Raw genomic sequence first — 22,538 nt, 5'->3', positions numbered from 1 at the left:
GCAGTAGCTGCAGCCTGAGACTGTTCGCGGCTGCTGCCGCGGAGGAAGGAAGCGCCATGAGCGTGCTGGACATCAAGGACCTGCAGGTCTCCATCGAGACCGAGCAGGGCAAGAAGGAGATCCTGAAGGGCGTGGACCTTCGGATCGCCTCGGACGAGATCCACGCGGTGATGGGGCCGAACGGCTCCGGCAAGTCGACCCTCGCCTACACGATCGCGGGCCACCCGCGGTACTCCGTCGACGGTGGCTCGATCACCCTCGACGGCGAGGACGTGCTCGCGATGAGCGTCGACGAGCGTGCTCGCGCCGGCCTGTTCCTCGCGATGCAGTACCCGGTCGAGATCCCCGGCGTGACGGTGTCGAACTTCCTGCGCACGGCGAAGACCGCAGTGTCGGGCGAGGCGCCGCGCGTGCGCCAGTGGATCGGCGACGTCCGCTCCGCCATGGAGAAGCTGCGCATGGACCCGTCGTTCGGCGAGCGCAACGTCAACGAGGGCTTCTCGGGCGGCGAGAAGAAGCGCCACGAGATCCTCCAGATGGAGCTGCTCCGGCCGCAGTTCGCGGTGCTCGACGAGACCGACTCCGGCCTCGACGTCGACGCGCTGCGCATCGTCGCGGAGGGCGTGAACCGCATCAAGGGCGAGACGAACCTGGGTGTGCTGCTCATCACGCACTACACGCGCATCCTGCGCTACATCAAGCCCGACTTCGTGCACGTCTTCGTCGACGGCCGCATCGCGGAGCAGGGCGGCCACGAGCTGGCCGACCGCCTCGAGGACGAGGGCTACGACCGCTACCTGACGGCTGGCGTCTGATGGCACTCGTCGAGATCGATGCCGCGAAGTTCGACGAGGTCTCCGAGGCGCTCAAGGATGTCGTCGACCCCGAGCTCGACGTCAACATCGTCGATCTCGGCCTCGTCTACGACCTCGCGTGGGATGACGAGCAGGACGCGCTCGTCATCTCCATGACGCTCACCTCGGCTGGCTGCCCGCTCACCGACGTGATCGAGACCGAGATCGCCGAGAAGCTCGACGGCGTCGTGGAGCAGTTCCGCATCAACTGGGTGTGGATGCCGCCGTGGGGACCGGAGCGCATCACCGAGGATGGCCGCGAGATGATGAGGGCGTTAGGGTTCACGATCTAGAGCTTCGCTCGAGGCCGGGAGTCAGCTCTCGCAGCGGGACCCGGACGATCCAGTGGATCGTCCGTCCCTAACGCCGTCGCGAGCGCAAGCGAGCGATCTGGGTTTCACGATCTAGCGATCGGATACACCGACACCACGAAGGGGACGACCACGCCGGTCGTCCCCTTCGTCGTGCCTGCAGCAGCCCTCAGCGCGCGCGGCTGACCCGCGGAGACCACGCCCGCTCGGGCTCGGCCGGCGACAGCATCGACCAGACGGTGGTCGCGAGCGGCGGGTAGTCCTCGACGATGCGGCGCAGCACGCGGTCGCTGGTGTCGTGGTCCGGGCGGACGGCGGCGGGCAGCAGGATCCGCTCGGCGCGCAGCAGCAGCACGACGATCTCGTCGACGCTGGGCAGCTCGGTCATGAACTCCCAGGGGTCCTCGCCGGCGCGCAGCCGCTCCTCCACGAGCACCGAGCGCTCGTCCGCGGCCTCGGCGCGCAGCACCTCGAGGCTCGCGCGCCTGCGCGGCTCGGGGTGGGAGGCTTCGGAGTGACGCACCGATCCAGCCTAGCCCGCTGCGCTCACGGACACCGGGGCCGTGGTGCGTGCAGTCAGCGCTCTCGGTCGTGGCGCGGCTTGCGCGGCGGCCGGTCGTCCGACCCGCGCCGGTCACCGCGGTCGCCGCGCTCTGCACGCGACGGTCGCGCGCCCGTGTCGACCTGGATGTCGATGGGCACGCCCATGATGCGGGTCCTCGAGAGCTTCTCGAGCTGCGCGCGGTCGAGCTCGGGCAGCTCGACGAGCGTGTGGTCGAACCGGATCTGGATCCGTCCGAAGTCGTCACGGCCGAGGCCGCCCTCGTTGGCGAGCGCGCCCACGATCTGCCGCGGCTCGACGCCCTTGCGGCTGCCGACGGCGAGGCGGTAGGTCGTCGCATCCGACGGTCCGCGGCGCGAGCGACGCTCACCGTCATCGGCTCGGGCCGGACGATCGGCGCGCTCGGCGCGATCGGGGCGCGACGACTGCAGCGCCCGGTCGGCCCGCTCGTCGAGCAGCAGCGGCGTCTCGCCCTGCGCGACGACGGCGAGCGCCGCCGCGACGTCCTCCTGCGGCACGTCGTGGTGCTCGACGTAGTGGGCGACGATCTCGCGGAACCGCTCGATCCGGTCGGTCTCCGCGAGGGCTGCGGTGATGGCGTCGTCGAAGCGCGTGAGGCGGGTCGCGTTCACCTCGTCGGCGCTCGGCATGGGCATCACCTCGACCGTGGCGCGCGTCGCCTTCTCGATCGCGCTCAGCATGCGGCGCTCTCGCGGCGTGACGAAGCTGATCGCGTCGCCGGTGCGTCCCGCGCGTCCCGTGCGGCCGATGCGGTGCGTGTACGACTCGGTGTCGATCGGCAGGTCGTAGTTGATGACGTGCGTGATGCGCTCGACGTCGAGCCCTCGGGCGGCGACGTCGGTCGCGACCAGCACATCCAGGGCGCCGGAGCGCAGCTGCTCGATCGTCTTCTCGCGCTGCGGCTGCGCGACGTCGCCCGAGATCGCCGCGGCGGCGTAGCCGCGCGCGCGGAGGCGCTCGGCCACCGTCTCCGTCTCGTTGCGCGTGCGCGTGAACACGATGGCCCCCTCGAACGGCTCGACCTCGAGCACGCGCGTGAGGGCTTCGAGCTTCTGCTGGTACGAGACCATGAGCGCGCGCTGCGTGACGCTCGGGGAGCTCGAGGCGCCGCTGCGCACCGTGACCTCCGCGGGCTCGCGCAGGTGCTGCTGCGAGATGGCGCGGATCTGGCGCGGCATGGTGGCCGAGAACAGCGCGACCTGCTTCTCGGCGGGCGTCGACTGCAGGATCTGGTCGACGTCCTCTGCGAAGCCCATCCGCAGCATCTCGTCGGCCTCGTCCAGCACGACGTGCGTGAGGCCCGACAGGTCGAGCGTGCCCTTGTCGAGGTGGTCCATGATGCGTCCCGGCGTGCCGACGACGACGTGGACGCCGCGGCGGAGCGCGGACAGCTGCACGCCGTACGCCTGGCCGCCGTAGATGGGGAGCACGTGGATGCCGCCGAGGTGCGCGGCGTAGCGCTCGAACGCCTCGCACACCTGCACCGCCAGCTCTCGGGTGGGCGTGAGCACGAGCGCCTGCGGGCTCCGGCGGCTGACGTCGAGCGCCGCGAGCACCGGCAGCGCGAACGCCGCCGTCTTGCCCGTGCCGGTCTGCGCGAGGCCGATGAGGTCGCGTCCGGCGAGCAGCAGGGGGATGGTCTCGGCCTGGATCGCCGAGGGCGTCTCGTAGCCGACGTCGTCGAGCGCGCGCAGGATGCCCGGCGGGAGGCCCAGGCTCGTGAACGTCGTGCGCTCACCGTCGAGGTCGGCGGTCGGGGTGGTCTGCGCATCGGTCATGAGTCCAACGCTACGCGCTCGGCGGAGCACGCGCGGCACGGGTGAATGAACACCGGTGCGAGGATGAGCGGGTGAGCTCGCAGTCGACGACCCGGCGCAACCGCGCATCGGTGCTGGCCGCCGCGCGGTCCGCGGGCGACGCGTCGCGCGCGGAGCTCGCCTCTGCGACGGGGCTCAGCGTCGCGACCGTCTCACGAGCCGTCGCCGCGCTCATCGACGCCGGGCTGCTCGTCGAGCAGAGCGCGGTCGGCCCCGCGGGCGGCCGGCCGCTCGGCCGCGTGCGCGTCGACGACGCCGCCGCCACGGTGCTCGCCGTCGACGTCGCCGACCACCACACGACCCTCGCGCTCGTCGACCTCGGCGGCACCGTCCGCTGGAGCGACCGGCTCGACGACGCGCCCGCGGCCCCCGACGAGCGGCTCGCCCACACGCTGCGCGCGATCGAGGATGCGTGGCGCGCGCCACTCCTCCGCAGGCCGCCGGTCGCGGTCGGCGTCGCGATCCCCGGACCCGTGCAAGCCGACGGCACGATCGACTTCGCACCGGCGCTGCACTGGCATGGCATCCGTCTCGGCGACCTGCTGCGGCAGCGCCTCGACGCGCCCGTCGCGGTCGGGAACGACGCGAACCTCATCGCGGTCGCCGAGTCGCGCTGGGGAGAGCACCGCGACGCGACGAGCCTGATGGCCCTCGCCGTGTTCGAGGGCGTCGGCGCCGGCATCGTCGAGCACGGCCGGATCCTGGAGGGCAGCCGCGGCTTCGCCGGCCAGATCGGGCGCATGCTCGTGGGCCCCGACTCGATCGACCGGCTCTACGTCGACTTCGGCGACCTCGAGTCGCAGCTGGGCTCGACGGGACTCGTGCGTCGTGCGGTGGCGGACGGCATCGACCTGCCTGGCGTCGAGCCGTTCGCCGCGGTGTTCGCGGCGGTTGGGGAGGACTCGCCCGCCGGCGTGCTCGCACGGCGCGTGCTCGACGAGTTCGCGGTCGCCCTCGCCAACGTCTGCGCGCTGCTCGATCCCGAGGTGATCGTGCTCGCCGGCCGGTTCGCCCCGCTCGCGGGCACCGTCATCCCCGAGCTCGAGCGCCGGCTCACCGGGCGGGTGCTGCACATCCCACGGCTCGCGCCCGCGACGACGGCGGGCGACGGCGCGCTGCTCGGCGCGGCCGCGATCGCCGTCGACGCGTTCGGCTCGCTCGAGCGCCTCCTCGACGCGTAGGTCACGACTCGGAAACGGCGCTATGCGTCGCCGCATCGACGTGCCACACTGTCGTCACTATTTATCGCAGTCTGCATGAAAGTGCGGACACGGATGCAAGGAGGCATCGCCATGCGACAGCGCGCACTCGGTCTTGCGGCACTGGCGACGGCGGCTCTCGTCGTCGCGGGCTGCTCCACCGTCTCGAACCAACCGGCGCCCAGCGGCTCCGACGGGGCGGCCTCGGCCGGCCCGTTCACGATCGGCGTCAGCAACGGCTTCGTCGGCTCCGAGTACCGGACGCAGATGATCGCCGACATCGAGGAGGCGGCGTCCGAGTACCAGGACGCCGGAACGCTCGAGGACCTCGTGCTGGAGAACGCCGACACCGACGTCAACGGCCAGATCCAGCAGGTCCGCAACCTCATCAACGCGGGCGTCGACGCCATCATCGTCGACCCGAACTCCGGCTCGGCCCTCGACCAGGTGTTCCAGGAGGCGACGGAGCAAGGCATCCTCGTCTTCGCCATCGACCAGGCGGTGACCGCCGAGAGCGTCATCAACGTCGGCATCGACCAGGCGCTGTGGGCCGAGACGAGCGCGCAGTGGCTCGCCGAGAAGGTCGGTGACGGCGGCAGCATCGTCGCGGTCAACGGCATCTCGGGGCACCCCGCGAACGAGGCGCGCTGGGGCGCGGCCGAGGCGGTCTTCGAGGAGGCGGGCATCGAGGTGCTCACCACCGCCGACGGCGGCTGGGACCAGGCGACCGGCCAGCAGCAGATGGGCAACCTGCTCGCGACCTACCCCGACATCGACGGCGTGTGGACGCAGGACGGCATGGCGCTCGGCGTGCTGCAGGCGCTCATCGCCGCGGAGAAGCAGGACGAGATCGTCATGAGCGGCGAGGCCCGCAACGGCTTCCTCAAGCTCTGGAGCGAGCAGGGCGAGGGCTTCGAGTCGATCGGAGTCGTGAACCCTCCCGGCACCGGCGCGACCGCGCTGCACCTCGCGATGGCGATGCTGCAGGGCGCCGAGCTCGACGAGTCGCAGCTGCAGGACGGCAACACCCTCGTGCTCGAGCTCGAGGAGCCCGTGACGGCGGAGAACTTCGACGACGTCTGGGCAGAGGTCCAGGACCAGCCCGACACGTACGTGCTCGACTCGGTGCTCTCCGCCGAGGACGTGCAGCAGTTCCTGCAGTAGGCCCACCGTGACCGAGACCTCGCCGCTCGTGCGGCTCACCGGCGTGCGCAAGCGCTACGGCGGCGTCCGCGCGCTGCGCGGCGCGAGCCTGACCGCCGCGAGCGGCGAGGTGCACGGCCTGCTGGGGCCGAACGGCTCCGGCAAGTCCACGCTCGGCAAGGTGCTCGCGGGCTCCGTGCGTCCCGACGAGGCCGAGATCGAGCTCGCGGGGAAGCCGGTGCACATCGGCTCCCCGCGAGCGGCCGCCCGACTGGGCGTCGCCGCTGTCTACCAGCAGCTCAGCCTCATCCCCGAGCTCACGGTGGGGGAGAACCTCGTGCTCGGCAGCGAGCCGGGCAGGGCGGGGTTCCTCTCGGGCCGCGCCGCCCGCCGCCGCGCACGACCGGTGCTCGAGCGGCTCGCGCCCGCGCTCGGCGACGTCCACGCCGACCAGCCCGTGCGCGAGCTCACCCCCGGGCAGCAGCAGCTCGTCGAGATCGGCAAGGCGCTCCTGCGAGAGCCGCGCATCCTCATCCTCGACGAGGCCACCGCATCCCTGCACCGCGACCAGGTGGCGGTCGTGTTCGACATCGTGCGCGAGCTGCGCGACGGCGGCGCGAGCATCCTGTTCGTCTCGCACCGGCTCGACGAGATCACCGACCTGTGCGACCGGGCGACGATCCTGCGCTCCGGCGAGACGGTCGCCGAGACGGCGATGGCGGGCACCTCGCCCGACGAGCTCGTGCGGCTCATGGTGGGCGACGTGCAGGCGGTGGAGCGCGAGCACGGCGAGCGGCCCCGGGGACGCGTTCGGCTCACCGTCCGCGGCCTCACGGGCGGCGGCCTGCACGGCGTCGACCTCGAGGCGCGGGCAGGCGAGATCGTCGGGCTCGGCGGCCTGCAGGGCCAGGGGCAGTCGGAGCTGCTGCTCGCGCTCTTCGGCGCCACCGCGGCGACCGGCGAGGTGCAGGTCGACGGTGTGCCGGCTCGGCTCTCCTCCCCGCAGACCGCGTCCGGCCAGGGCATCGCGCTCGTGCCCGGCGATCGCGGCACGCAGGGCACGCTGCCGGTGCGACCGATCCAGGAGAACCTCGCGATCGCGAGCCTCGGCGGCCGCTCGCGGGTCGGCGTGCTCTCCGGCACGCGCGAGCGGACAGCGGCCCAGTCGATGGTCGACGCGCTGTCGATCAAGATCGGCAGCCTCGGCGATCCGATCTCGAGCCTCTCGGGCGGCAACGCCCAGAAGGTCGTGTTCGGCAAGTGGCTGCTCACCGAGCCGGGCGTCGTGCTGCTCGACGACCCGACCAAGGGTGTCGACGTCGGCGCGAAGGCAGAGATCTACCGCATCATCCGCCGCCTCGCCGACGAGGGGGCGACCGTGATCATCAACTCGAGCGAGGACCGCGAGCTCGTGACCGTCTGCGACCGCGTGCTCGTGCTGTTCGAGGGCGCCGTGCGCGCCGAGCTCGTCGGCGACGAGATCACCGAGGAGCGGCTCGTGCAGGCCGCGCTCGTGATCGGCGAGGGCCAGCAGGCCCAGGGTCAGCAAGCCCCGAGCGCCCAGGGCGAGACCCCACCGGAGGAGGCGCCATGACCGCGACGAAGGTCGACGCGATCGAGGAGCGGCGCCCCATCGGCGAGCGACTGGGCCGCGTCCGTGTCGCCTCGTGGGCGACGGCGGCGCTGCTGATCGTCGCCGTCATCGCGGCGGTCGCGCTGCAGCCGAACCTGCTCACGCCCTACGGCGTCGCATCGACGTTCGCGACCTTCCTGCCGCTCGTGCTCGTCGCGGTCGCCCAGGCGATCGTCGTCATCGGCGGCGGCCTCGACCTCTCCGCCGGCGCGATCGTCGCGCTCTCGAGCGTCGTCGCGGTGCAGGTGATGCAGGGCCAGGACGGCAGCGTGCTGCTCGGCTTCCTCGCCGCGCTCGGCACCGGCGTGGCGTGCGGCATCGTGAACGGGCTCGTCGTCAGCCGCCTCCGGCTCCAGCCGCTCATCGCGACGTTCGCCACCGCATCCGTCTTCTCCGGCCTGGCGCTGCTCGTGCTGCCCACGCCCGGCGGCACGGTGCCCGCGATCATCACCGGAACCTTCCGGCAGGCGGTCGGCGGGATCCCGGTGTCGGTGCTGCTCGTCGTGGCCGTGGCCCTCGGCTGGCTCGTGCTGCGGCAGCTGCGCATCATGCGGCACATCCGCGCCACGGGCGGCGATCCCGCAGCGGCGTTCGCCTCGCTCGTGCCCGTGGCGCGAGCGCAGCTCACGTCCTACGCGCTCAGCGGCGTCATCTGCGGGCTCGCGGGACTCGCGGTGCTCGGCAACTCGGGCTCCGGCGACCCCTTCATCGGCGGCGCCCTCGCCCTCAACTCCGTCGCGGCGGTCGTCGTGGGCGGCATCGCGCTCCGGGGCGGCATCGGCTCGCCCATCGGCGCTATCGCGGGCGCCATCACGCTCTCGCTCGCGTCGACGATCCTCTTCGCGCTCAACCTGCCGACGTCGTGGCGAGCGCTCGCCGCGGGCCTCGTCGTCATCCTGGCGCTGTCGCTCAGCGCCCTCGGTGCCCCGAGGAGGCAGCGATGAGCGCCGCGACGACGAACCCGGCGGGCACGACCACGACCTCCGCGAGCCGCGCGCGCACGCTGCTGCGCGACCCGGTCGTGATCGCAGGCGTCATCGCGATCCTCCTGGTCGTGATCGGCGGCATCCTGAAGCCCGGCTTCGCTTCGCCCGACCAGATCGTGAACATGCTGCGGGTCGCCTCGTTCCTCGGCATCATCGCGATCGGGCAGACCATCGTGGTGCTGTCGGGCGGCGAGGGCATCGACCTGTCGGTCGGCACCGTCGCGACGCTCGGCGCGATCCTCGCGAGCCGCACCATGAACGGGTCGGATGCGCTCATCGTGCCCGGCGTGCTGCTCGCGCTCGCTGTCGCGGCCGTCATCGGCCTCGTCAACGGCCTCGGCATCGTGCTGCTGCGCATCCCGCCGTTCGTCATGACGCTCGGCATGCTCGGCGTCGTCGGCGGCCTCATCCTGGTCGTCACCGGCGGCGTGGCGGACGGCCGCGCCGCGCCCGCGCTCGTGCAGCTCGTCAACGGCCGCGACGTGCTCGGCATCCCCGGCATCCTGCTCGTGTGGGCCGTGCTCGCCGTGGTCGTGACGCTCGTGCTGCGCCGCACCACGTTCGGCATGCGGCTGTACGCGACCGGTGCCGGCCGCGAGGCCGCCCGGCTCTCAGGCGTGCCGGTCGGTCGAGTCACGGTGACGGCGTACGTGCTCAGCTCGGTGTTCGCGGCGCTCGGCGGCATCGCGATGGTCGGCTACTCGCAGCAGGTGTTCCTCAACCTCGCGAACGACCTGACCCTGCCGTCGATCGCGGCCGTCGTCATCGGCGGCACCCTCGTCGCCGGCGGCGTCGGCGGCTACCTCGGCAGCGCGGTCGGCGCGATCGTGCTGACCGTGCTCACCAGTCTCCTGACGACGCTCAGCATGCCCGAGTGGGCGCGCATCGTCGTGCAGGGCGTCGTGCTCATCGCGCTGCTGGCGGTCTACGGCCGTCAGCGCAAGCTGCGCGCCTGATCCGCAGCCTCGGCTGCACCCCTTGATCGAGAGGATCCCCACCATGGCTCAGCGCCCAGTGCTCGGCGTCGGCATCGTCGGCGCCGGCTTCATCGGCGAGTTCCACGTGCGCTCGTGGATAGGCGTGCGCGACGCGGATGTCGTGGCCGTCGCATCCCGCACCCGCGAGAGCGCCGCTCGACTGGCCGGCATCGCCCAGGAGATCGGCGTCGGCGACGACGTGGTCGCGCACGACGACGTGCGCGCGCTTGTGCGCGACGACCGCGTCGACGCCGTGTGGGTGCTGACGCCGAACGACGTGCGGCTCGAGACCGTGCGCGCCATCGTCGAGGAGGTGCGCGCCGGCGCGAAGCTCACCGGTATCGCGATCGAGAAGCCGCTCGGACGCACGGTCGCCGAGGCGACCGAGATCCTCGAGCTCGTCGAGTCGGTCGGGCTGCTGCACGCCTACCTCGAGAACCAGGTCTACTCGCCGGCCATCACGCGCGCCCACGACCTCGTGTGGCGCCGCGGTGCGAGCGAGGCTGGCAGTCCCTACCTCGCGCGGTGCGCCGAGGAGCACTCCGGGCCGCACAAGGCGTGGTTCTGGGACGGCGCGAAGCAGGGCGGCGGCGTGCTGAGCGACATGATGTGCCACTCCGTCGAGGCCGGCAGGTTCCTGCTCACCCCGCCGGGAGTCGACCCCGCCGACTGGCTGACGCCGGTGTCGGTGACGGCGAGCATCCAGTCGCTCAAGTGGGGCAGGCCGGCCTACGCGGAGCGGCTCATGGAGCTCTACCCGGGCGCGCCCGACTACCGCGAGCGGCCGAGCGAGGACTACGCGCGCGCCGCGTGGGAGTTCGTGAACGGCGACGGCGAGACCGTGATCGCCGAGGGCACCACCTCGTGGAGCTATGTGGGCGCCGGGCTGCGACTCTCGTTCGAACTGCTCGGGCCTGAGTACTCGATGCAGTCGGACACGCTCGCGACCGAGTCGAAGGTGTTCCTGTCGCGAGAGCTCGGGCAGCAGGAGGGCGAGGACATGCTCGAGAAGCAGAACGCCGAGCAAGGGCTCATGCCGGTCGTCTCGGATGAGGCGGCCTCCTACGGCTACACGGGCGAGAACCGCCACGTGGCCGCCTGCTTCCGGCGCGGCGAGCAGCCGATGGAGTCGCTGCGCAACGGCGTCGCGGTCGCGGAGCTGCTGATGGCCGCCTACCTGTCGGCGCAGACCGAGCAGACCGTGCGTTGGCCCGTCGATGTCAGCGACTTCGTGCCGGACGTGGCGCAGGGCACCTGGAACCCGCGGCGCTGAGCCCGGAGACAGCGAAGGCCCGCGCTCGCGCGCGGGCCTTCGTCACGGATGCGGTCAGTCGTCGCGGCGGTCGAGGGCGCGCACCCCGGCCCAGGCGGCGGGCATCGCCGCGGCGGCGATCGCCCACTTCACGATGCCGCCGACGATGAAGGGCACGAAGCCGAGGCGGAGCGCTCCGGCCAGGTCGACGGGCGTGCCCATGGCGGCGAGCACCGCGGCCATGTAGGGGATGCCGAACGCGAAGGGGATGAGGCTCGCTGCGCCGAACAGGGCGATCGCGAGCAGCGGCCGGCGGTCCCAGCGGCGCTCGGCGAGCCAGCCCACCACAGCGGCGGTCGCGATGAAGCCGATGATGAAGCCGAAGCTCGGCTTGCCGACGGCGGCGATGCCGCCGGTGAAGGTCGCGAAGATCGGGGCTCCCGCGACGCCGAGCACCAGGTAGCCGGCCATCGAGGCGACGCCGCGGCTGAGGCCGAGCGTCGCGGCGACGAGCATGACGCCGAGCGTCTGGCCCGTGATCGGCACCGGCCACATCGGCACCTCCACCTGCGCGAGCGCCGCGACGACGGCGATGCCGGCGACGACGAGCAGCAGGTCCTTGGCGAGCGTGCGCTGGCCGACGAGCGCGTCGGCGAGCACGGAACGGCGTGGGAGCGGGTGCGCGATGGCAGTCATGGGGTCAGCCTAGGGCCGCGCCCGTCGCCGGCACCGCATCCACAGCGTGCGACGCCGCTCGCGCCGTAGCATCGAGGCATGAGCGATCTCGCACGCAAGGCCACCGCACTGCTCGCGATGCACGACGAGTTCGTCGTGCTCCCCACCGCGTGGGACGCGTGGTCCGCCCGCACGCTCGTCGACACGGGCTTCGCCGCGATCTCGATCGGCAGCCACCCGCTCGCCGAATCGCGCGGCCAGCAGGACAACGAGGGGATGAGCCTCGACGACGCGATGGAGGGCATCGCCCGCATCACCGCATCCGTCGACGTGCCCGTCACCGCCGACGTCGAGTCGGGCTACGGCGCCTCGCCCGCCGAGCTCATCGATCGGCTGCTCGCAGCCGGCGCCGTCGGGCTCAACGTCGAGGACACCGTGCACGGCGAGGGCAGGATGCGCGAGGCGCAGGAGCACGCGGACTACGTCGCCGGGCTGCGCGCAGCGGCCGACGCCGCGGGCGTCGACGTCGTCATCAACGCCCGCACCGACGCGTTCGCGCGGCCGGAGCTGCACGGCGGCGACCCGCTCGAGGAGGCGATCCTCCGGATGGAGCTCGCCGAGCAGGCCGGCGCCCGGTCGCTGTACCCGGTGCGGCCGCCCAGCGCCGACGCGCTGCAGGCGATCCTCACGCAGGTGTCGCTGCCCGTGAACGTGACGGCGCACCCGATCAAGGGGTCGGTGGTCGGTGGGCTGGCCGAGATCCGCGCGAGCGGCGCCCGTCGCGTGACCTTCGGGCCGCTGCTGCAGATGGCGCTCACCGAGTCGATCCAGGAGTTCGCGCGGCCGTGGCGCTGAGGGCGTGCACTGAGCCCGTGTCGCTGCGTCAGGTGCTGACGCCGCACAGCGCCGACTCGGGCGCCTCGTTGCGCTGGTAGACTGGACGGCTGGCTCGCTCAACGCGGGCCGAACCCCCAACCGCATCGAGAGAGGCTCCCGCGCGTGATCGCCGTGTCCGGATTCGAGCTCTCCGTCGGCCCGCGGACGCTCATGACCGACGTCTCCTTCCGCATCGAGCGGGGCGACAAGATCGGCCTGGTCGGCCGCAACGGCGCCGGCAAGACCACGATGACGAAGGTGCTCGCTGGCATCAGCGATGACCGCGACGGCCACACCTTCTCCGGCACCGTCGAGCGCAGCGGCGAGATCGGCTACCTGCCGCAGGACCCGCGCTCCGGCGACCCGAAGCAGACCGCGCGCCGACGCATCCTCGATGCCCGCGGCATCGGCGAGCTCGTCGAGGGCATGCGCATCGCGACCGAGCAGATGGGCGAGGGCGGCGCCGTCGCCGACGAGGCGATGCGCCGCTACAGCAGGCTCGAGGACCGCTTCCTCGCGCTCGGCGGCTACGCGGCCGAGGCGGAGGGCGCCGCGATCGCGTCGAACCTGCAGCTGCCCGACCGCATCCTCGACCAGCCGCTCGAGACGCTCTCCGGCGGCCAGCGCCGCCGCATCGAGCTTGCGCGCATCCTGTTCTCGGGTGCCGACACGATGCTGCTCGACGAGCCGACGAACCACCTCGACGCCGACTCCGTCGCCTGGCTGCGCGAGTTCCTCAAGGGCTACCAGGGCGGCCTGCTGATCATCAGCCACGACGTGCAGCTCGTCGAGGAGACCGTCAATCGCGTCTTCTACCTCGACGCGAACCGGCAGGTCATCGACATCTACAACATGTCGTGGAAGCTCTACCTGCGGCAGCGCGAGTCCGACGCGGAGCGGCGCAAGCGCGAGCGCGCCAACGTCGAGAAGCAGGCGAGCCAGCTCGAGCTGCAGGCGGCGAAGATGGGCGCGAAGGCGTCGAAGGCCGTCGCGTCGAAGCAGATGGCCAAGCGTGCCGAGCGGATGCGCTCCGGCCTGGAGGACGTGCGGGCGGTCGACCGGGTCGCGAAGCTGCGCTTCCCGAAGCCGGCTCCTGTCGGGAAGACGCCGATCATGGCGCGCGACCTCTCGAAGTCGTACGGCTCGCTCGAGATCTTCACGGCCGTCGACCTCGCGGTCGACCGCGGATCCCGCGTCGTGATCCTGGGCCTCAACGGCGCGGGGAAGACGACGCTGCTGCGGATCCTCGCGGGCGTCTCCGAGAGCGACACCGGTGAGATCGAGCGCGGCCACGGGCTGCGCGTCGGCTACTACGCGCAGGAGCACGAGACGCTCGACGTCGAGCGCTCCGTGCTCTCGAACATGCTCTCGGCCTCGCCCGACATCACGGCGACCGAGGCACGCCGCGTGCTCGGCTCGTTCCTGTTCACGGGCGACGACGCCGACAAGCCAGCGCGAGTGCTCTCGGGCGGCGAGAAGACGCGCTTGTCGCTCGCGATGCTCGTCGTGTCGAGCGCGAACCTGCTGCTGCTCGACGAGCCGACCAACAACCTCGACCCGGCGAGCCGCGAGGAGATCCTCGGCGCGCTCGGCGCCTACGAGGGCGCCGTCATCCTCGTCAGCCACGACGAGGGCGCCGTCGAGGCGCTCGATCCAGAGCGCGTGCTGATCATGCCCGACGGCACGGAGGACCTCTGGAACCCGGAGTACCTCGACCTCATCGGCCTGGCGTAGCGCCGACCTCATCGGCCCGGTCTCGGGCGACCTCATCCGCCCCGCGTAGCGCCAATCGCTCGTCGTAGCGCCAGCCGCCCGGTGTAACGGTGACAGAACCGTGCGGCGTCAGAACGGTGGTGGTGGTTCGTCGTCGGTCGGTTGGGGTGGGATGCCCCAGTGGCCGGTGGTGTCGGGCGGCTGCGGGTCGGGTCGGGTGTCGGGGTTGCGCCAGAGCTCGGTCTCGGCGCGCATCTGCTCGGCGGCCGCCTTGCGGCGGCGGCGCTTCTCGGCGGGCGTGGGCGCGGGGTCGCGGCCGCGGCGGGGCAGGTCGGTGAAGACGGGGCCGATGGGTTCGGGCTGGTCGCGGATGACCTGCCCGATCCCGGACGTCCACTCGAGCACCCCGCCGGGCAGCTGCCGCACGGTCCAGCGGGAGTCGTGCTTGAGCAGGTGGCAGCGCCGGCACAGGTGCTCGAGGTTGTCGAGCCGCGTCGGGCCGCCCTCGGACCAGGGGACGGTGTGGTCGACGTCGGCGCGGCGGGCGGGGTTCGGGCAGCCGGGGCAGCGGCACCAGCCGTCCCTGGCCTGCAGCCACAGCTTCTGCGCGACCGTCTGCCGGCGGGAGTCGACCGCGACCACGGTGCCGGTGACCGGGTCGGTGAACAGCCGCTCCCAGGTCGCCGTCGCCGCCGCGATCCGCCGCGCCGTGTCCCGGTCGACGAGCACCCGCCCGTCGATCGACGCCGGCAGGTCCAGCCCCTGCAGGGCCGGGTCCTGCTCGCGCGGGTCGTGGAGCAGCGTGGTCGCCGGGATCAGGATCCCGACCGTCGCCCGGATCGCGGAGATGCCGTGCAGATCCTCCGGCACCACCCCGGCCAGCAGCAGCTCCTGCGCCGCATCGCAGCGGAACTGGTCGAAGGTGCGCGGCTCGTCCTTCGGCTTGCCGCGCGCGGCCTGCGTGAGCCGGTCGAAGATCGCCGACAGCTCCAACGACGGGCCGTGCACGACGAGGTCGGACATGCCGTCGCCGGCGTCGAACAGCTCCACCCGCCGCCGCTGCCGGGCGGTGTCGTGCCGCACCTGCAACGGCTCGGAGAGCACCTCGTTGACGACGAACTTCGCCCGCTTCCGCAACCGGCCGGGACTGGTGGTCTCGGCGATCGCGACCAGCGCCGCCACCACCTCGTCGCGCTGCGCCGCGTCGACGCCCGGGTCGAGCCGCACCGCGCGCGTCTCCGACTCGATCACCCGCAGATGCCCGGTCGTGATCCTGCCTTCGGCGGCGGCCTGATGGGCGGCGGGCAGCTCGGTGACGATCGTCCACGCCTCCGTCATCCGCCGCTCCATGCCCGCCCCCGACAGGCCCAGCTCGACCGCCGCGAACGACGCCAGCTCCCGCACCCGCGGACCCGCGTCGCCGGCCATGTCGATCATCCGCTGCAGGTGCGCCGCCATCAGCGCCCGCCGCTCACCCTCCACCCGCGCCGACCTGGTCTCGATCGCCCGCATCCGCGCCGCGAACTCGCCGTCGAGCCGCTGCCGCTCCTGCGCCGCGGACTCCGGCTCGCGCGGCAGCGGCGGCAGCTGCGCGCCCGCCTCGACCTCCGCGTCGGTCATCGCCATCAGCTGGGCGGTCGACTGCCGATCGAACGCATCGAGCGACGCCTGCAGCTCCTCCGCCGACGCCCCGTACGGGTCCAGCGCACCGCCACGGACGGCCTCGATGTAGGCCTCCGCATCGATGCCCCACTCGTCCATGACCGCATTGGATCACGGGCCACTGACATCGCTGCCCGGCTGTGGACAACCGCCCAGCCCGGGCGGTCTCGACACGGTCAGGGCACTGCGCGCCCGGACCGGCTCGACCAACGGGGGAGAAGCGGGGCGCGGCCGTGGGATCCTCGATGCTGGGCGCACGAGCGCCATCTCGAGACGGAAGGAGCGCGCGATGGAAGAGCCCACGGGCTGGCTCGCGACCGCGCGGCTCACGTTCTCGATCATCGGCATCCTGGCGTTCGCGATCTCGGGTGCGCTGCTCGCCGTGCAGAAGCGCATGGATGTCGTCGGCATGGCGGGGCTCGCGGTCGTGACCGCGACGGGCGGCGGCATGCTGCGCGACGTGCTGATCGGCGCGACCCCGGTCGCGGCCCTCGTCGAGTGGTGGATGCTCGCGGTCGCGCTCGGCGGCGCGCTCGTCGTCATCGCGCTCCACCGGTGGATGGAGCGGCTCGACAAGCCCGTGCTCGTGTTCGACGCCATCGGGCTCGGCGTGTTCGCGGTCGAGGGCGCGCGCAAGGCCATCGAGTACGGCGTGGGCCCGGTCGGCGCCGCCTTCGTCGGCATGCTGACGGGCATCGGCGGCGGCATGCTGCGCGACGCGCTCGCCAACGACATCCCCGCCGTCTTCCGGCGCGACTCCCGGCTGTACCTGCTGCCGGCGCTCGTGGGGTCGAGCGCCGCGGCGGCGGCGGTCGAGCTCGGCTACGGCAACTGGGTCGTGCTCGCGGTGCTCGCCGCGCTCGTGACCGCGCTGCGCATCATGAGCGAGCTGCTGCGCTGGCACGTGCCGGCGCTGAAGACCGAGGCGATCCCGATCATCCGGGAGTGACGGCGCGCGGGGCTCAGCGCCGATCGAGGATGTCGTCCTCGACATCGGCGTCGCTGCGCCGCTTGCGCGGCGGCCGCTCTACCGGCACCGTCTCGCCGCGCCGCGCGTCGCGCATCGCCCACACGAGCGCCGCGAACCCGCCGAGGGCGAACACGTACCACTGCAGCGAGTACGACAGGTGGGGTCCCTCGTCGAGCACCGGCCGCACGGCCACGGCGACGTCGGTGGGCACCTCGCCGCCCTCGGTCACGAGCAGTCCGTAGGCGCCCGTGTACGTCGGCGCCCCGAGGTCGGCCGCGATCGACGGCAGGTCGACCGACGCGATCTGCCCCTCGGGCGCACCGCGGCCGGCGATCCGCCCCTCGTTCGGGCGCAGTCGCGCGACGACCGTCGTCCGGCCCTCCGGCGTCGCCGGCGCGGTGATGGGCTGCTCGGCGCCCTCGGCCTGGTCGATCCAGCCGCGGTCGACGAGGAACACCGTGCCGTCGAGCGTGCGGAACGGGGTGATGACGTCGAAGCCGACCTCACCCTCGCGCCAGCGGCCGCGCAGCAGCAGCTGCTCCTCGACGAGGTACTCGCCCTCGAGCAGCACGGGCGTCCACTGCTGGTCGACGTCGAACGTGTCGAGCGCCGGCAGCGCATCCGTCACCGCCACGGGCGCGCGGTCGTAGTTCGACTCGAGCCGGTCGATCGCGGCGAGCGCCTGCTCGCGGCGGTCCCACTGCCACCAGCCCAGGAAGCAGCAGACGAGCGCGAACGCGATGGCCAGCGCGAGGTAGCCGAGCCAGCGAGGCTCGCGGAGGAGTCGCAGCATCAGGCGACTCGCTCCACGGTCTCGCCGAAGGCGGTCACGGTGACGGGGAACGCGCGCGAGCGCAGCCACGCCGCGAGCGAGTCGCGGTGCGCGTCGCACGCGGCCCACGTCTTCACCCGGTCGTCGGCGTGGATGCGCGGATTGCGCCAGTGCACCGCGTGCACGGCAGGCGCGGCGCAGCCGGCGGCGGAGCAGCGCGCGCCGACGTCGCCGTCGAGCATCGAGAGCAGGCTCACGCAGCGGTCTCCGTGGGCTCCGCCGCGGACGGGTCGGCGTCGCTCGGTGCCCGATACGTCGGCGTCGCGGGCAGCGCGTTCGGCGCCACGCGAGCCTGATCGGACGTCGTCCGGCTCGTCGCGTTCGCGATCACGACCGCGAAGTAGGGCAGGAAGACGGCGAAGAAGGCGGGGATGAGCTTCCACCAGTCGGGCACGATGAAGAACACCCCAAGTGCGGCCACCCGCACGAGCATGAGGATCAAGTACAGCCGGAATCGCCTCTCCCGCTCCTCATCAGGGGACATCGGGAGGTCGGTGATCGACGCGGATCGAGCTCGCATGGCTCCTAGGAGTCTACGCCCGCGCGACCGGCGCCGTCTGTGCTCTGGGCGGAATCACCGAGAGCCCTAGGCTGGCGAGCATGACCTCTCGCACCGTGCTCGTCACCGGCGGCAACCGCGGCATCGGCCGCGCGATCGCCCAGTCCTTCCTCGACGCCGGCCACCGCGTCGCGATCACGTCGCGCGACGGATCCGGCCCGGAGGGCGCGCTCGCCGTGGCAGCGGACGTAACCGACGCGGCATCGATCGACGCGGCATTCACGCAGATCGAGGCGGAGCTCGGCCCGGTCGAGGTCGTCGTCGCGAACGCCGGCATCACCCGCGACACGCTGCTCATGCGCATGAGCGAGCAGGACTTCTCGGACGTCGTCGACACGAACCTCGGCGGCGCCTTCCGGGTGGTGCAGCGGGCATCCAAGGGGATGCTCCGCGCCAAGTGGGGCCGGGTCGTGCTGATCTCGAGCGTCGTCGGGCTCTACGGCGGCCCCGGCCAGGTCAACTACGCGGCCTCGAAGGCGGGGCTCGTCGGCATCGCGCGGTCGATCACGCGCGAGCTCGGCGCGCGCGGCATCACCGCGAACGTCGTCGCCCCCGGTTTCATCGAGACCGATATGACCGCGGCGCTCGACGACGCGACCCAGGCCGAGTACAAGAAGGCGATCCCGGCCGGCCGGTACGGCTCGCCCGAGGAGATCGCGGCCGTCGTCCGATGGATCGCGAGCGACGACGCCGCGTACGTCTCGGGGGCCGTCATCCCCGTCGACGGCGGCCTCGGCATGGGCCACTAGGCGCGGGGCCACTAGACGCGGGGCACGGGACTACTGGGCACGGGACCACTGGGCACGGGGCAGCACATCGTGGAGAGCCGGCACCTCAGCGTCGTCATCCGTCGCGATCCCCGCGAGGTGGCCGCGTTCGCACGCGATCCACAGCACCTGCCGGAGTGGGCGGCGGGGCTCGCCGAGGGCGGGCTGCGCGACGATGGCGACGCGCTCGTCGTCGAGTCGCCGATGGGGGAGGTGCGCGTGCGCTTCGCGCCGCCGAACCCGTTCGGGGTGCTCGACCACGACGTGACGCTGCCCGACGGCACGACGGTGCAGAACCCGCTGCGCGTGCTCGCGCATCCGCTCGGCGCCGAGGTCGTCTTCACGCTGCGGCGGCTCGAGGGCGTCACGGCGGATGCGTTCGAGGCCGACGCGAGGGCCGTCGCGGCCGACCTCGAGCGGCTCCGCGGGCTGCTGGAGCGGTAGCGCCCGAAGCAGCAGCGCCCGCAACGGAGGCGCCGCCACAGGACGAGGGCGGATCCGCCTCCGCTCGGGCACGAGCGCCGGGATCGCCTCCGCATGGGCGGTCCAGGCCGCGGGTCAGGCGGGCAGCAGCGCGATGAGCTCCCGGAAGTCGGGCACGTCGACGATGTGGCTCGCGCGGGCGCGGACGGCGGGCTTCGCGCAGAACGCGACCGAGATCCCCGAGGCGGCCATCATGAGCAGGTCGTTCGCGCCGTCGCCGACCGCCATGATCCGCTCCCGCGGCACGCCGAGGTTCAGCCGCAGCGACTCGAGCGTGTCCCGCTTCGCCCCACCGTCGATGACGGGACCGGTGGAGCGGCCGGTCAGGCGCCCATCCGCTACCTCGAGCCGGTTCGCCCGGGCGTGGTCGATGCCGAGCTCGGCCGCGAGCGGGTCGAGCACCTCGTGGAAGCCGCCCGACACCGCGGCGATCCGGCCGCCGCGCTCGTGCACGGCGGCGATGAGCTCGGGCACGCCGTCGGTGACGGTGATCTGCGCTCGCGCCTCGTCGACGATCGACGCCGGCAGCCCCTCGAGCACGAGCAGCCGCTCGGCGAGCGATGCGGCGAAGTCGAGCTCGCCGCGCATGGCGCGCTCGGTCACCTCCGCGACACGGCGCTCGGCGTCGGCGCCGACCGCGCGCGCCAGCAGCTCGATGACCTCGTCGCGGATGAGCGTCGAGTCGACGTCGGTGACGACCAGCAGGCTGGCCGCCGTCACTGCATGATCTTCTGGCCCTTGCCGACCGTCACGATGCCGGACGTCGAGATCGCGAAGCCGCGCGCCCGATCCGCCTCGTGGTCGACGCCGATCTGCACGCCGGGCCCGATCTCGACGGCCTTGTCGATGATCGCGCGCCGCACCACGGCGCCGGCGCCCACGTGCACCTGGTCGAAGAGGATCGCGTCCGAGACGGTCGCGCCCGCGTCGACGGTGCACCACGGCGAGACGACGCTGCGCACGATCGACGCGCCCTGCACGACGGAGCCCGCGCCCACGATCGCCTCGTTGACGTCGGCTGCCCGACCCCACGCGTCGCGCGTGAACTTCGCCGGCGGCGCGTTGACCGTCTGCGTGTAGATCGGCCACTCGCGGTTGTAGAGGTTGAAGATCGGCAGCGCCGAGATGAGGTCCATGTGCGCGTCGAAGAACGACTCGATCGTCCCGACGTCGCGCCAGTAGTACTTGTCGCGCTCGGTCGCGCCCGGCACGGTGTTGTTCTTGAGGTCGTACATCGCGGCCTCGCCGCGCTCGACGAACCAGGGCACGATGTCGCCGCCCATGTCGTGGCCCGAGTTCTCGAGCTGGTTGTCGACCGTGACGGCCTCGACGAGCGCGTCGGCGTCGAAGACGTAGTTGCCCATCGACGCGAGCACCTCGCCCGGTCCGACCGCGTACTCGGTCGCGTCGGCGGGCTTCTCGTGGAAGGCCTTGATGAAGCCGTCGCGCTCCTCGTCCTCCTCGATCACGCCGAACTGGTTGGCGAGCTCGATCGGCTGACGGATCCCCGCGACGGTCGCGCGCGCCCCGGAGGCGATGTGCGCCGCGATCATGTCGCGGAAGTCCATGCGGTAGACGTGGTCGGCACCCACGACGACGACGATGTCGGGCTTCTCGTCGGAGATGAGGTTGAGCGACTGGAAGATCGCATCGCCCGAGCCGGCGAACCAGTGCTTGCCGGTGCGCTGCTGCGCCGGCACGGAGGTGACGTAGGCGTTGAGCATCGACGACATGCGCCACACCTGCGAGATGTGCCGGTCGAGCGAGTGCGACTTGTACTGCGTCAGCACCACGATCTGCCGCAGGCTCGAGTTGATGAGGTTCGAGATGGCGAAGTCGATGAGCCGATAGGCGCCGCCGAACGGGACCGCGGGCTTCGCCCGATCCGCAGTCAACGGCATCAGCCGCTTGCCCTCGCCACCGGCCAGCACGATCCCGAAGACCTTCTTGTCCATGTGCGCCACCCTATGTCCCCCCGGTGAGCATCACCAGAGAACTCCGCCGGATGCCGCACCGCGCGGGTAGCGTGAGGCCATGCGCATCGACCTGCTCACCAAGGAGTACCCGCCCGCCGTCTACGGGGGCGCCGGCGTCCACGCGGCCGAGCTCGTGAAGGCGCTGCGGCGCTCGATCGAGGTGCAGGTGCGGTGCTTCGGCGAGCCACGCGACGAGGCGGACGTGACCGCCTACGACGTGCCCGCCGAGCTCGCCGACGCGAACGGCGCGCTGCAGACGCTCGCCGTCGACCTGCAGATCGCCGACGCGGTCGTCGGCAGCGAGCTCGTGCACTCGCACACCTGGTACGCCAACGAGGCGGGCAGGCTCGCGCAGGAGCTGCACGGCATCCCGCACGTCGTCACCGCGCACTCGCTCGAGCCGCTGCGCCCCTGGAAGGCCGAGCAGCTCGGCGGCGGCTACCGGATCTCGAGCGACATCGAGCGCCGCGCGTACGAGGCGGCCGATCGGGTCATCGCGGTCTCCGACGGGATGCGCGCCGACATCCTGCGCTCGTACCCGGCGCTCGACCCCGACCGCGTCGTGACCATCTACAACGGCATCGACCTCGACGCCTGGTCGCCGAACCCCGACGCCGACCGTGCGCGAGAGCTGGGCCTCGACCCCGACCGCCCATCCGTCGTGTTCGTCGGCCGCATCACGCGCCAGAAGGGCCTGCCGCACCTCTTGCGCGCGGCGAGCGCGCTGCCCGACGACGTGCAGCTGGTGCTGTGCGCGGGTGCGCCCGACACGCCCGAGATCCTCGAGGAGGTCAAGGCGCTCGTCACCGAGCTGCAGTCGACCCGCGAGGGCGTCGTCTGGATCGACGCAGTGCTGCCGCGCGACGACCTGCGCGTGCTGCTCACGCACGCCACCACGTTCGTGTGCCCGAGCGTCTACGAGCCGCTCGGCATCGTCAACCTCGAGGCGATGGCGTGCGGCGCACCCGTCGTCGGCAGCGCGACCGGCGGCATCCCTGAGGTCATCGACGACGGCGTCACGGGCTTCCTCGTGCCGATCGACCAGGTGCAGGACGGCACCGGCACGCCGACCGACCCCGACCGCTACGTCGCCGACCTCGCCGACGCACTGCAGCGCATGGTCGCCGACCCGGCCGCCGCGAAGCGGATGGGGGAGGCGGGGCGACAGCGCGCCCGGGAGCGCTTCGACTGGGGCCGGATCGCCGAGCAGACCCGCGAGGTGTACGAGACCGTCATCGCCGAGCGCGCCGCCCGCCCTGCGCGCTGAGGC

General features: G+C 72.4%; 23 protein-coding genes. 14 read left to right on the top strand and 9 right to left on the bottom strand.

The annotated features are described in order from the left end of the window. Positions 1 to 56: 56 nt before the first annotated feature. Positions 57 to 815: a Fe-S cluster assembly ATPase SufC gene (gene sufC, locus ACLQ21_RS02245; RefSeq protein ID WP_425661028.1), complete on the top strand. Its 759-nt coding sequence runs from the start codon at positions 57 to 59 to the stop codon at positions 813 to 815. After that, complete coding sequence (locus ACLQ21_RS02240; protein ID WP_425661026.1) at positions 815 to 1,147, top strand: metal-sulfur cluster assembly factor; 333 nt, start codon at positions 815 to 817, stop codon at positions 1,145 to 1,147. Before sufC ends, ACLQ21_RS02240 begins: the two co-directional genes overlap by 1 nt. 187 nt (positions 1,148 to 1,334) lie before the next feature. Here the strand turns inward: ACLQ21_RS02240 and ACLQ21_RS02235 are convergent, their stop codons facing one another. After that, a complete protein-coding gene (locus ACLQ21_RS02235) occupies positions 1,335 to 1,688 on the bottom strand; it encodes a tryptophan synthase subunit alpha (RefSeq protein WP_425661024.1) in 354 nt (117 codons plus the stop codon). Positions 1,689 to 1,741: 53 nt separating this feature from the next. Beyond that, on the bottom strand, positions 1,742 to 3,526 hold the full coding sequence (locus ACLQ21_RS02230; protein WP_425661022.1) for a DEAD/DEAH box helicase: 1,785 nt from the start codon (positions 3,524 to 3,526) through the stop codon (positions 1,742 to 1,744). 71 nt (positions 3,527 to 3,597) lie between these two features. Between ACLQ21_RS02230 and ACLQ21_RS02225 the strand changes: the two genes are divergently transcribed. From ACLQ21_RS02225 to ACLQ21_RS02200, 6 genes are all read left to right on the top strand, one after another. Then, positions 3,598 to 4,746, top strand: coding sequence for an ROK family protein (locus ACLQ21_RS02225; protein ID WP_425661019.1), 1,149 nt, complete (start codon positions 3,598 to 3,600; stop codon positions 4,744 to 4,746). A 111-nt stretch (positions 4,747 to 4,857) separates the two neighbouring features. Beyond that, the gene (locus ACLQ21_RS02220) at positions 4,858 to 5,928 is read left to right on the top strand and encodes a substrate-binding domain-containing protein (protein ID WP_425661017.1); all 1,071 of its coding nucleotides are present in this window, start codon (positions 4,858 to 4,860) and stop codon (positions 5,926 to 5,928) included. A 7-nt stretch (positions 5,929 to 5,935) separates the two neighbouring features. Next, on the top strand, positions 5,936 to 7,501 hold the full coding sequence (locus ACLQ21_RS02215; protein WP_425661016.1) for a sugar ABC transporter ATP-binding protein: 1,566 nt from the start codon (positions 5,936 to 5,938) through the stop codon (positions 7,499 to 7,501). Beyond that, positions 7,498 to 8,484 carry an ABC transporter permease gene (locus tag ACLQ21_RS02210; protein ID WP_425661014.1) on the top strand — a complete coding sequence of 329 codons (987 nt, stop codon included), beginning with the start codon at positions 7,498 to 7,500 and terminating at the stop codon, positions 8,482 to 8,484. The genes ACLQ21_RS02215 and ACLQ21_RS02210 overlap by 4 nt, the downstream gene beginning before the upstream one ends. Further along, on the top strand, positions 8,481 to 9,482 hold the full coding sequence (locus tag ACLQ21_RS02205; RefSeq protein WP_425661012.1) for an ABC transporter permease: 1,002 nt from the start codon (positions 8,481 to 8,483) through the stop codon (positions 9,480 to 9,482). The genes ACLQ21_RS02210 and ACLQ21_RS02205 overlap by 4 nt, the downstream gene beginning before the upstream one ends. A gap of 43 nt (positions 9,483 to 9,525) precedes the next feature. Then, positions 9,526 to 10,776 (top strand): Gfo/Idh/MocA family protein, encoded by a 1,251-nt coding sequence (locus tag ACLQ21_RS02200; RefSeq protein WP_425661010.1) that lies wholly within the window; start codon positions 9,526 to 9,528, stop codon positions 10,774 to 10,776. Positions 10,777 to 10,830: 54 nt separating this feature from the next. On the opposite strand, the gene ACLQ21_RS02195 is transcribed toward ACLQ21_RS02200, so the two are convergent. Continuing rightward, positions 10,831 to 11,451 carry a biotin transporter BioY gene (locus ACLQ21_RS02195; RefSeq protein ID WP_425661008.1) on the bottom strand — a complete coding sequence of 207 codons (621 nt, stop codon included), beginning with the start codon at positions 11,449 to 11,451 and terminating at the stop codon, positions 10,831 to 10,833. A 78-nt stretch (positions 11,452 to 11,529) separates the two neighbouring features. Here ACLQ21_RS02195 and ACLQ21_RS02190 point away from each other — a divergent pair, with 78 nt between their 5' ends. Together ACLQ21_RS02190 and ACLQ21_RS02185 are read left to right on the top strand one after the other, a co-directional pair. After that, entirely contained in the window at positions 11,530 to 12,285 is a 756-nt protein-coding gene (locus tag ACLQ21_RS02190; RefSeq protein ID WP_425661006.1) for an isocitrate lyase/PEP mutase family protein, read from the top strand. A gap of 192 nt (positions 12,286 to 12,477) precedes the next feature. Then, positions 12,478 to 14,040, top strand: coding sequence for an ABC-F family ATP-binding cassette domain-containing protein (locus ACLQ21_RS02185; RefSeq protein ID WP_425661405.1), 1,563 nt, complete (start codon positions 12,478 to 12,480; stop codon positions 14,038 to 14,040). A gap of 108 nt (positions 14,041 to 14,148) precedes the next feature. On the opposite strand, the gene ACLQ21_RS02180 is transcribed toward ACLQ21_RS02185, so the two are convergent. Further along, positions 14,149 to 15,780 carry a DUF222 domain-containing protein gene (locus tag ACLQ21_RS02180; RefSeq protein ID WP_425661004.1) on the bottom strand — a complete coding sequence of 544 codons (1,632 nt, stop codon included), beginning with the start codon at positions 15,778 to 15,780 and terminating at the stop codon, positions 14,149 to 14,151. 190 nt (positions 15,781 to 15,970) lie between these two features. On the opposite strand from ACLQ21_RS02180, the gene ACLQ21_RS02175 reads away from it, so the two are divergent. Beyond that, positions 15,971 to 16,630: a trimeric intracellular cation channel family protein gene (locus ACLQ21_RS02175; protein ID WP_425661002.1), complete on the top strand. Its 660-nt coding sequence runs from the start codon at positions 15,971 to 15,973 to the stop codon at positions 16,628 to 16,630. Positions 16,631 to 16,643: 13 nt separating this feature from the next. Here the strand turns inward: ACLQ21_RS02175 and ACLQ21_RS02170 are convergent, their stop codons facing one another. Genes ACLQ21_RS02170 through ACLQ21_RS02160 form a run of 3 tightly spaced genes read right to left on the bottom strand, consistent with a single transcriptional unit; the run spans position 16,644 to position 18,003 of the window. Next, positions 16,644 to 17,444, bottom strand: a complete 801-nt coding sequence (locus tag ACLQ21_RS02170; RefSeq protein WP_425661000.1) for an SURF1 family protein — start codon at positions 17,442 to 17,444, stop codon at positions 16,644 to 16,646. Continuing rightward, the gene (locus tag ACLQ21_RS02165) at positions 17,444 to 17,680 is read right to left on the bottom strand and encodes a hypothetical protein (RefSeq protein WP_425660999.1); all 237 of its coding nucleotides are present in this window, start codon (positions 17,678 to 17,680) and stop codon (positions 17,444 to 17,446) included. Before ACLQ21_RS02165 ends, ACLQ21_RS02170 begins: the two co-directional genes overlap by 1 nt. Further along, positions 17,677 to 18,003, bottom strand: coding sequence for a DUF3099 domain-containing protein (locus ACLQ21_RS02160; protein ID WP_425660997.1), 327 nt, complete (start codon positions 18,001 to 18,003; stop codon positions 17,677 to 17,679). Before ACLQ21_RS02160 ends, ACLQ21_RS02165 begins: the two co-directional genes overlap by 4 nt. A gap of 80 nt (positions 18,004 to 18,083) precedes the next feature. Between ACLQ21_RS02160 and fabG the strand changes: the two genes are divergently transcribed. Both fabG and ACLQ21_RS02150 read left to right on the top strand, forming a co-directional pair. Further along, a complete protein-coding gene (gene fabG, locus ACLQ21_RS02155) occupies positions 18,084 to 18,791 on the top strand; it encodes a 3-oxoacyl-ACP reductase FabG (RefSeq protein WP_425660995.1) in 708 nt (235 codons plus the stop codon). Positions 18,792 to 18,860: 69 nt separating this feature from the next. After that, positions 18,861 to 19,253 carry an SRPBCC family protein gene (locus tag ACLQ21_RS02150; RefSeq protein WP_425660993.1) on the top strand — a complete coding sequence of 131 codons (393 nt, stop codon included), beginning with the start codon at positions 18,861 to 18,863 and terminating at the stop codon, positions 19,251 to 19,253. 114 nt (positions 19,254 to 19,367) lie between these two features. On the opposite strand, the gene serB is transcribed toward ACLQ21_RS02150, so the two are convergent. Continuing rightward, positions 19,368 to 20,012 (bottom strand): phosphoserine phosphatase SerB, encoded by a 645-nt coding sequence (serB, locus tag ACLQ21_RS02145; protein WP_425660991.1) that lies wholly within the window; start codon positions 20,010 to 20,012, stop codon positions 19,368 to 19,370. After that, positions 20,009 to 21,247 carry a glucose-1-phosphate adenylyltransferase gene (gene glgC, locus ACLQ21_RS02140; RefSeq protein ID WP_425660989.1) on the bottom strand — a complete coding sequence of 413 codons (1,239 nt, stop codon included), beginning with the start codon at positions 21,245 to 21,247 and terminating at the stop codon, positions 20,009 to 20,011. Before glgC ends, serB begins: the two co-directional genes overlap by 4 nt. 79 nt (positions 21,248 to 21,326) lie before the next feature. On the opposite strand from glgC, the gene glgA reads away from it, so the two are divergent. Beyond that, positions 21,327 to 22,535 carry a glycogen synthase gene (gene glgA, locus ACLQ21_RS02135; protein WP_425660987.1) on the top strand — a complete coding sequence of 403 codons (1,209 nt, stop codon included), beginning with the start codon at positions 21,327 to 21,329 and terminating at the stop codon, positions 22,533 to 22,535. Positions 22,536 to 22,538 lie beyond the last annotated feature (3 nt).

The organism is Agrococcus sp. DT81.2 (genome assembly GCF_049844935.1).
Classification (GTDB): Bacteria; Actinomycetota; Actinomycetes; order Actinomycetales; family Microbacteriaceae; genus Agrococcus.
The sequence above is the reverse complement of the archived record's forward strand: the minus strand, read 5'-3'. Positions and strand labels throughout refer to the sequence as shown.